This is a genomic window from Vibrio sp. Vb1127 (genome assembly GCF_033338735.1).
GTDB classification, from domain to species: Bacteria; Pseudomonadota; Gammaproteobacteria; order Enterobacterales; family Vibrionaceae; genus Vibrio; species Vibrio alginolyticus.
On sequence record NZ_JAWOTF010000003.1, the window covers coordinates 378,178 to 386,184 of the forward strand.

The 8,007-nt window shown below is 45.0% G+C and carries 11 protein-coding genes; 5 read left to right on the plus strand and 6 right to left on the minus strand.

The genetic code is table 11. From position 1 onward, the window contains the following. Window positions 1-31 precede the first annotated feature (31 nt). Window positions 32-1,051 carry an outer membrane protein assembly factor BamC gene (gene bamC / locus R7H07_RS07845; protein WP_005380424.1) on the plus strand — a complete coding sequence of 340 codons (1,020 nt, stop codon included), beginning with the start codon at window positions 32-34 and terminating at the stop codon, window positions 1,049-1,051. Window positions 1,052-1,157: 106 nt separating this feature from the next. Here the strand turns inward: bamC and R7H07_RS07850 are convergent, their stop codons facing one another. The 4 genes from R7H07_RS07850 to R7H07_RS07865 are packed head-to-tail and all read right to left on the minus strand — an operon-like array spanning window position 1,158 to window position 3,576. Next, window positions 1,158-1,361, minus strand: a complete 204-nt coding sequence (locus R7H07_RS07850; RefSeq protein ID WP_005380425.1) for a DUF2897 family protein — start codon at window positions 1,359-1,361, stop codon at window positions 1,158-1,160. Further along, a complete protein-coding gene (locus tag R7H07_RS07855) occupies window positions 1,358-2,056 on the minus strand; it encodes a M15 family metallopeptidase (RefSeq protein ID WP_025768261.1) in 699 nt (232 codons plus the stop codon). The genes R7H07_RS07850 and R7H07_RS07855 overlap by 4 nt, the downstream gene beginning before the upstream one ends. Window positions 2,057-2,070: 14 nt before the next feature. Beyond that, a complete protein-coding gene (gene dapE, locus R7H07_RS07860; protein WP_005380429.1) occupies window positions 2,071-3,207 on the minus strand; it encodes a succinyl-diaminopimelate desuccinylase in 1,137 nt (378 codons plus the stop codon). 18 nt (window positions 3,208-3,225) lie between these two features. Beyond that, a complete protein-coding gene (locus R7H07_RS07865) occupies window positions 3,226-3,576 on the minus strand; it encodes an ArsC family reductase (protein ID WP_005380431.1) in 351 nt (116 codons plus the stop codon). 291 nt (window positions 3,577-3,867) lie between these two features. Between R7H07_RS07865 and R7H07_RS07870 the strand changes: the two genes are divergently transcribed. After that, complete coding sequence (locus tag R7H07_RS07870; protein WP_005380433.1) at window positions 3,868-4,155, plus strand: winged helix-turn-helix domain-containing protein; 288 nt, start codon at window positions 3,868-3,870, stop codon at window positions 4,153-4,155. A gap of 34 nt (window positions 4,156-4,189) precedes the next feature. Here R7H07_RS07870 and R7H07_RS07875 read toward each other — a convergent pair whose 3' ends face one another. After that, on the minus strand, window positions 4,190-4,522 hold the full coding sequence (locus R7H07_RS07875) for a DUF4156 domain-containing protein (RefSeq protein ID WP_005380435.1): 333 nt from the start codon (window positions 4,520-4,522) through the stop codon (window positions 4,190-4,192). A 3-nt stretch (window positions 4,523-4,525) separates the two neighbouring features. Then, on the minus strand, window positions 4,526-4,879 hold the full coding sequence (locus tag R7H07_RS07880) for a DUF2956 domain-containing protein (RefSeq protein ID WP_053306707.1): 354 nt from the start codon (window positions 4,877-4,879) through the stop codon (window positions 4,526-4,528). Window positions 4,880-5,023: 144 nt separating this feature from the next. On the opposite strand from R7H07_RS07880, the gene R7H07_RS07885 reads away from it, so the two are divergent. The 3 genes from R7H07_RS07885 to R7H07_RS07895 all read left to right on the plus strand — a co-directional run bounded on the left by R7H07_RS07885 (window position 5,024) and on the right by R7H07_RS07895 (window position 7,743). Further along, window positions 5,024-5,509, plus strand: a complete 486-nt coding sequence (locus tag R7H07_RS07885; RefSeq protein ID WP_031779045.1) for a DUF2919 domain-containing protein — start codon at window positions 5,024-5,026, stop codon at window positions 5,507-5,509. A gap of 46 nt (window positions 5,510-5,555) precedes the next feature. Continuing rightward, complete coding sequence (locus tag R7H07_RS07890) at window positions 5,556-6,458, plus strand: Dyp-type peroxidase (RefSeq protein ID WP_053306706.1); 903 nt, start codon at window positions 5,556-5,558, stop codon at window positions 6,456-6,458. A 145-nt stretch (window positions 6,459-6,603) separates the two neighbouring features. After that, the gene (locus R7H07_RS07895) at window positions 6,604-7,743 is read left to right on the plus strand and encodes a flagellin (protein WP_005380443.1); all 1,140 of its coding nucleotides are present in this window, start codon (window positions 6,604-6,606) and stop codon (window positions 7,741-7,743) included. Window positions 7,744-8,007: the final 264 nt, after the last annotated feature.

Below are 8,007 nucleotides of genomic sequence, written 5' to 3' on the forward strand. Positions count from 1 at the left end.
CCAAAGCGCCCTCGGTGTTTTAGGAGTATAGATGAAGCTTTCAAGCCAGTTAGTGTTAAGTTCATTAGCTGTATTCGTATTGACTGCCTGTTCAGGTGGTGCCAATCAACGTCGTCAAGCAAAAGATGACTTCGAGTATTTGAACTCCCCAAATTTGGGTGAGTGGAATGTCCCACAGGGTGCACAGCCTCAGTTTTACCCTAACTACGAGATCCCTCAGGGTAACTACGCTGGTGGTGTAGGTAAAGATGTCGACATTCGTCCACCTCAACAAGTCCTAGAGCTTATTCCCGGTGCACGTCTAGACCGCAGTAGTGATGGTGAAGTGACACTTTGGCTACTTCGTAAAGATGAACTAGATAAAGTTTGGCAAACGGTGCAAAACATGGTCGCGGCCAACGAGATTCCAGTTGAAAGCCAAACAGACTCTCGCATCGAGACAGGATGGGTGACTTGGGATTCGCCAGATGAAGAGCTAGAAATTGGCAGCCGATATGAAATCGTACGCGCTGAAGCAAATGGTCGACACGGCTTTAAGGTGAGCCTTATTGACTGGCGTGAAGGCAATCAAGTGAAAGAAGTAACGGCGACCAACCGTGAGCGCTACAATGTGTTCATGACGAACTTGGTCACCGCTCGCTACGATCAAGAAGTGCGTGAAGAAGCACAGCGTAAAGCGCAAGAGTTGGTTAAACAGATCCCAATCACAATGGGTAAAGACCGCAGCGGACTTCCTGTGATTATCGCGCGTGCGCAATACAACATGCTTTGGCAACGTCTGCCTAATATTCTACCTAAGATGGGCTTTAAGATTGAAGAGCGTAGCCAGTCTCAGGGCACAATCACTGCGAAATATGCATCTCCGGATGATGAATTCTGGAACGATATCGGCGTTAAACCAGTGGAGTTAGCCGCTGGTAAGTACACATTCTTACTTGGTGATTTAGGCAACCGTACGTCTATCAATATCACCGACTCCTCTGGCAAGCCAGTAGAAGAAGAGTTTTTGAAATCACTAGCGCCTGTATTGGCTGCAACAGTGAAGCAGTAAACAAAGCGAGCTTAACGCGGCGTGTTTACTTAATGATAGAAAAGGGACCTAGTGGTCCCTTTTTTGATGTTTAGATTAAATGTGTCGAGATGAAGCTGGTGAGTAACTAACGAGGCTCGTTTTTGTTTTTATCTTCTTCAGCGTAGCGCTGTTTATCCAATGTGTTCAGCTTATCTAAATCGTTCTTACGGCTTTTATCCATCTGACCAAACTTCATTTTTGCGGTATATTTGAGTGCGGCAATATTACCAATGACCACGCTCAACACTACAATAATAATGACCCAAGGATTGGTTAGTATTTCTATCATAGAGCCTCCGGCGGCGTGATATTGTGAATAAATTTGGCAACGACGTTATCCAAATTATTCAGTATGACGTCAATCCCTGCAATGTTGTCGGTCTGATTTTGTTTAATCAACTGGCTTCTGAGTACATCAAGCGTCAACTGCTCGAGGCATTGCTGCCCGACAGCGCGGTGACTAATGTGCCAAGGCTCAATCGAAACGCCACCTAAATCATGCTGATAAGGGAAGAAGAAACCGAACCGACCAAGGTTGGCTTTTAACCATTGGTAGAACGCTTGTTGGTGGCCTTCAAGATACTCCCAAGGTTCCAACTTGAGTTTGGTGTCAGCAGGCAATAAATTGCGCGCATAGACATCAAAATCACAACCCCAATGATGACGACTTCCTCCGGGCAATGCCGACCAGCGCAAAATGGCCATCAATTTCTCTTCGTCATTTAACTCTGCTTTATTCAAAGGGCGGGAGTTTATGTCGAGAATTGGCAACTCACCAGAAAACTTCCCGTTCCAGATGGCTTTTTGGCGATTAAAGTCACGAAAACCACTGGCGATTTCCATTTTGAAACCTGCTTCGGTTGCGGCATTAATCATCTTCAATAAGTCATTGACTACTTTAGGGTGAAGCATAAATGCCTTTTGCCCCACTAGTGTGGATTGAAGATGGGAATCAGTGATTCCGGTGAGTTGCTCTGGTGTCATTGTGTTCTCGCTGATTACTTCGCCAATAGGTGTTTCAACGTGTTTTCGTACATGTCCGTCAACTTTTCAAGATCGTCGACTTTCACACACTCGTTCACTTTATGAATCGTAGCGTTAACAGGGCCTAACTCTACGACTTGACCTCCCATTCGAGCAATAAAACGACCATCAGACGTACCGCCAGTTGTAAGTAGCGCTGGCTTCGTATCATTGACTTCGGCCACAGCAGCTACAACCGCGTCTAGCAGTGCGCCCGTATCGGTCAGGAATGGGTCTCCGTTGAATGTCCATTTTAGGTCGTAGTCCAGCTCATGCTTGTCCAATGTTTCGGTAACACGCTGAACAATTGCGTCATTGTTAAGCTCAGTACTAAAACGTAGGTTGAACTGAACATGGAACTCGCCAGGAATAACGTTAGACGCACCAGTGCCAGCCGATACATTCGGGATCTGGAAACTAGTCGGTGGGAAGTAATCATTCCCTTTGTCCCATTCTGTCGTCGCGAGTTCATGAATCGCGAGTAGAGACTCGTGCACTGGATTGCTGGCTAGGTGAGGGTAGGCCACGTGACCTTGTGTTCCTTTTACCGTTAAATCACCAGTGATGGATCCACGGCGTCCATTTTTCACTACATCGCCAACCACGTCGGTGCTGGATGGTTCACCAACAATACACATATCGATGTTCTCACCACGTTCCATCAACGTTTCTACAACGCGAACGGTACCATTGATAAATGGCCCTTCTTCATCTGACGTAATCAAAAAGCCAATTGAGCCTTTGTGGTCTGGGTTTTCTTCAATGAAGCGTTCGACAGCAACGACCATAGCAGCTAGCGACCCTTTCATGTCAGCTGCGCCGCGGCCATGCAAGTAACCATCAATAATGGTCGGTTCAAACGGATGTGTATTCCAGTGTTCCAATTTGCCTGCTGGTACCACATCGGTGTGGCCAGCAAACGCAAATAGCGGCGCTTCTGAACCACGTCGAGCCCAGAAGTTCGTGGTGTCTTCAAATACCATCACTTCAATTTCAAACCCGAGTGCTTTTAAGCGCTCGATCATCAAATCCTGACAACCTGCGTCTTCCGGCGTTACGGACTGTCTACTGATCAGATCTTTAGCAAGTGCCAATACTGGACTGTCTGTCATCCTTGAGTATTCCTTTATTTAAGAGTTGAAAATGCTAGCGTATTGATCAGCTTTAAAACCGATATGAAGTTGATCATTCACTTTTAAAATTGGGCGTTTAATCATCGCAGGGTTTTCTACCAAAAGAGCGATGGCGTTTTCCTCGTTAAGTGTGTCTTTCTGCTCTTGCGCTAATTGGCGGTAGGTTGTGCCACGTTTATTGAGCACCTGTTCCCAACCTAAAGCGCGACAAAATTCACTTACCATTTCTGCATCAATGCCTTGCTTACGGTAGTCATGGAAGTCGTAAGCAATATCCTCGGCTTCTAACCATTTCTTGGCTTTTTTGATCGTATCGCAGTTGGGAATACCAAACATGGTAATCGACATAGTGTTTCCTTTTTCTTTGTTCTATTTTTCACTGGCGCGGTTAAGACGCACTTAAGTGATTTGGGCTGTTAAAGCATCCTATCAAGAAGCAATCAAACTGACAAAATGCGGTGGAAAATATTTTCAGATAGATTGAGATAACTAATGTTACATAACTTATTTACGATGAATGCGCTATAAATCGAATAAAAATTCGTCTAAATCAAATGGAAAAGTCGAGTTATTGATCAAACGCAACACCTCGCTGAGCAAAAACGAAATAATGAATCAGCACAATTTTAGGAGGTGTCAATGGAATTGAGTCCTGTTTTTGCAAGGCGGCTATATTTGGCCTTGTTGGTGGAAAACCTAGAAAGGCCGAATGTGCCAAAGTTGATCGAAAAAACGGGGTGGCCTCGTCGTACTATTCAAGATGTACTCAAGGCGTTACCTGGGATCGGCATTGAACTCATATTCGTTCAAGATGGCCGACGTCATAATGACGGCTATTATCAACTTTCAGATTGGGGGCCTTTTGATAGCCAATGGGTTCTAGAGCGGGAGAGAGATATCGCTAGCAGTCTTGGATTTCGTGCATAAGCCAGCAATTGCTGGCTTTTTTCATATTCAGGCCTCATCCATTGCAGCGGTAGGCGGAACCCAGCACGCTAAATGAAGTGATAAAATCTTGTGGGGAAACCATAAAAACGGTGTCCGCATCGATAGCCGCTGCATTGTTTTTTAAATCGTTCATCGCGCCTTGCATCATCGCGTCATTAGTCATGAAAATGTAGTTATACCAATGGCCTTCACTTCCGGTGACTTCGCCTTTGTATTCGCATCGCTCAGGGTCGAATTGCGCGTCAATGCGAATATGAACATCTTGACTTTGAGCATGAGTAAGGTGAGAAGGCATCGTGCAACCCGTTAGAAGCACGACAAAAAGTCCAAGTAACAGGCGTTTCATTAGCTATTTCCCCAATACTATGTAAGCGGCAAAGCCAATCCAGCTCAGGACAAGTAGTGTCCAAGGCAGTTTGCTTGATGAATGGTTTGGCGCATCGTCGGTGATATTGTCTTGTTCGATAATCTCTTCATGCTGACGTTGTTTTTCACGTTGCTGTTTTTTCTTCGCTTTATCGGCTTGGCGGTTGCGCTCTTTTTGTTGTTTCTTATATTGCGCGATGCCTTTTTCGATACCTTGAGCGATGAGCTTGGTTTGCTCTTTGGTTTGGCCGGGCTTTTGCGTGGATTTAGCAGTTCTCATCGCTTCGGCTTGTGTTTCTTGAGAAGGCACAGGGGTGGCAGGAGTTCTTTTTTTCATGTTTCTCATCAACGTCGCTGTAAATCTTTGTTTAGTTTACCTGTGTAAGGTGCTGAAATGAACTTCAGTTCTCATCTTTGTTGGCTTGCAACTCTGAAACGATAGGTTAAAGTGACGTTTTTATCACATAAAGAAGAAGATGTTGTGCGCTATTCGTTTGACCAATATGACGCTCATGGATTTTTAAAGGCACCGATCATTTTATGGGTGGGATGGATGTTTCTTGTGCGTTCATGGGTGGTGTTTGCCATGGCTGGTGTAAGTCGTGATAGTGGCAGCAAGCTACTCGCTATTGTTTACCCAGATTCAAGTACGTTGTATTTAGGTTTGGCGATGGGCATTCCAAGTTTGCTTCTTATGTGGTTAATGGGGCTTCGTCATCCCGACAGAGGATGGGTAAACAGAATTACTCGCTATGGTCGCGAGATCACTTTGATCTTGTGCGGTATTCAACTTGCTCAGACCATGTATCATGTGTACCTAGAACATGGAGTGTTTAATTGGGCAAACGCCCTTACCATTACCTTATTAGCTTGGTTTATGATCTATCTTCTAAATGGAAGATGGGTAAAAGACTGTTTTCAAGTGCCACAATTGGCGCACGATGAACAGCAGCATTCAAAGAATTAAAAACAATAACTTCCCACTCTGGGGCAAAGTAATAGAGGAAACCTCAATGTCACAAGCTCAAACGGCGATCGTGCCAGAAGCCGGGCCATTTGCACTGTACACTCAACTCAAAGTGAACCAAAACCGTGAAAACGTATTAGAAAAACTGAAAGCACTGCCAAAGTTGGTGGAAGAGTTAAACATTACCCAGCCGGGTGCAGCGCTGACGCTTTCTATCGCATTCACAAAATCGTTTTGGGAACACCTTAATGTAGACGCGCCAGAAGAGCTTATTGATTTTACTCAACTTGGCGAAGGTGACATCGTTGCTCCAGCAACAGACATAGATGTGCTGATTCACTGTCACTCGACTCGTCACGACTTGCATTTTTACGTGTTGCGTAAGTTCCTAGAAGAGACGGCACAAGATGTCACCATTGTGGACGAAACATATGGGTACCGTTACCTTGATGCTCGTGATATGACAGACTTCATTGATGGCACAGAAAACCCGAAAGGGGAGGCTCGCGCTGATGTGGCTCTAGTAAAAGAGGGCCCATTTGCTGGAGGCAGTTATGTTATGGCTCAGCGCTTTGAACATAACCTTGCCGCTTGGAATCGATTGAATGTCAAAGCGCAAGAAAAAGTGATTGGTCGTACCAAGCCAGACTCTATCGAGCTAGAAGACGTTCCTGCTGCATCACACGTTGGTCGAGTTGATATCAAAGAAGAAGGTAAAGGTTTGAAGATTGTTCGCCACAGCTTACCATACGGGACGGTGACAGGGCCTCATGGCCTGCTGTTTATTTCTTACTGCAATACACTTCATAACATTAAAGTGATGCTAGAAAGTATGTACGGCGTGACAGATGGTAAAACAGACCAAATGCTTCGTTTCACAACAGCGGTAACTGGTGCGTACTTCTTCGCTCCTTCGCAAGAAATGCTCGCGGAGCTAGCCATCAAGTAAGTTGTCAGACTTCATTTCTTAAGCCCTCCAATGGAGGGCTTTTGTTTTCTATTTCTATTCCAATCTCTTTTCAAAAAACACTAAACTTTTCTGTTACTTGGTCGATAAGTATCCAAAGCCTTAATTTATTTGGAGTCTGTGTCTCGTGGCGATCACCGTTAATACCAATGTGGCAGCACTCGTCGCACAGCGTCATTTGACCAGTGCAACTGACATGCTGAACCAATCCATGGAGCGTTTGTCTTCAGGGAAGCGTATTAACAGCGCAAAGGATGACGCTGCGGGTCTGCAAATCTCCAACCGCTTGCAATCGCAAATGCGTGGTTTAGATGTTGCGGTTCGCAACGCGAATGACGGCATTTCCATCATGCAAACTGCGGAAGGCGCGATGAATGAGGTGACCAATATCATGCAACGTATGCGTGATTTGTCGCTACAGTCAGCCAATGGTTCAAACAGCAAAGCGGAGCGCACTGCACTGCAAGAAGAAGTCTCTGCTTTAAATGATGAGTTAAGTCGTATTGCAGAAACCACATCTTTTGGTGGACGTAAATTGCTGAACGGCACATTCGGTACATCGTCTTTTCAAATCGGTGCAACGGCTGGTGAAGCGGTACAAATTGGCCTGCGGACCATGCAGCCGGAATCTTTAGGTAGCTTTTCAATGAGCTCATATCAAAGAGTCAGTTCAGATTGGACGGTTCAAAACGGAAATAATGAAATTGTTATCAGCTACCGTGATAACAATTTTGAAGAGCAGGAGATCCGTATTGAAGCTAAAGCTGGCGACGATATAGAAGAACTCGCGACTTACATTAATGGGCAAACCGATAAAGTGAAAGCGTCTGTTAATGAAGAGGGGCAACTGCAGTTACTCATGTCCCACAAGGACGCCATAAAATACCCTGGACCAACCTTCAGTGGTGGCCTGGCTGATGAGTTAGAACTTGGCAAGTATGTCACCGTAAATAGAACGGTAGATAGTATTGATATTAGCACGGTCGGTGGCGCTCAGATGGCGGTCGGCATTTTAGATGATGCTTTGAAAACGGTAGATGGCAGTCGTGCGGAGTTAGGCGCGTATCAAAACCGCTTTAATCACGCGATCAATAATCTCGATAACATCCACGAAAACTTAGCTGCTTCCAACAGTCGTATCCAAGACACTGACTACGCGAAAGAAACCACGCAAATGGTGAAGCAGCAGATTTTGCAGCAGGTCAGTACTTCTATTCTTGCACAAGCAAAACAAGCGCCCAACCTAGCATTAACTTTACTTGGCTGATGAACGGCCTTGCCCGAATTTAACGTAAAACCTGCCTGTATCGACAATTCGAAAAGAAGCTTTAGCGAAAAATGAAAGTTTTTTTGCTTTTTTATCCGCTTTGTCACGATTACCCCTCCAAACGAATTATTTTCAAAAAAATCCAAAATTTTCTCTAAAGAAAACAGGGCATGCGCCGTTAATAAAAGTAACTTTGAGAGAACTACTTGGTTTTCCGAGACGTCGGAAACCGCTACACCGGAAAATCAATTGGAGAAATCACCA

Bases quoted from the DNA above. Each gene is read 5' to 3' on its own strand.
- bamC (WP_005380424.1), top strand. From the start codon at position 32: ATGAAGCTTTCAAGCCAGTTAGTGTTAAGTTCATTAGCTGTATTCGTA.
- R7H07_RS07850 (WP_005380425.1), bottom strand. From the start codon at position 1,361: ATGATAGAAATACTAACCAATCCTTGGGTCATTATTATTGTAGTGTTG.
- R7H07_RS07855 (WP_025768261.1), bottom strand. From the start codon at position 2,056: ATGACACCAGAGCAACTCACCGGAATCACTGATTCCCATCTTCAATCC.
- dapE (WP_005380429.1), bottom strand. From the start codon at position 3,207: ATGACAGACAGTCCAGTATTGGCACTTGCTAAAGATCTGATCAGTAGA.
- R7H07_RS07865 (WP_005380431.1), bottom strand. From the start codon at position 3,576: ATGTCGATTACCATGTTTGGTATTCCCAACTGCGATACGATCAAAAAA.
- R7H07_RS07870 (WP_005380433.1), top strand. From the start codon at position 3,868: ATGGAATTGAGTCCTGTTTTTGCAAGGCGGCTATATTTGGCCTTGTTG.
- R7H07_RS07875 (WP_005380435.1), bottom strand. From the start codon at position 4,522: ATGAAACGCCTGTTACTTGGACTTTTTGTCGTGCTTCTAACGGGTTGC.
- R7H07_RS07880 (WP_053306707.1), bottom strand. From the start codon at position 4,879: ATGAAAAAAAGAACTCCTGCCACCCCTGTGCCTTCTCAAGAAACACAA.
- R7H07_RS07890 (WP_053306706.1), top strand. From the start codon at position 5,556: ATGTCACAAGCTCAAACGGCGATCGTGCCAGAAGCCGGGCCATTTGCA.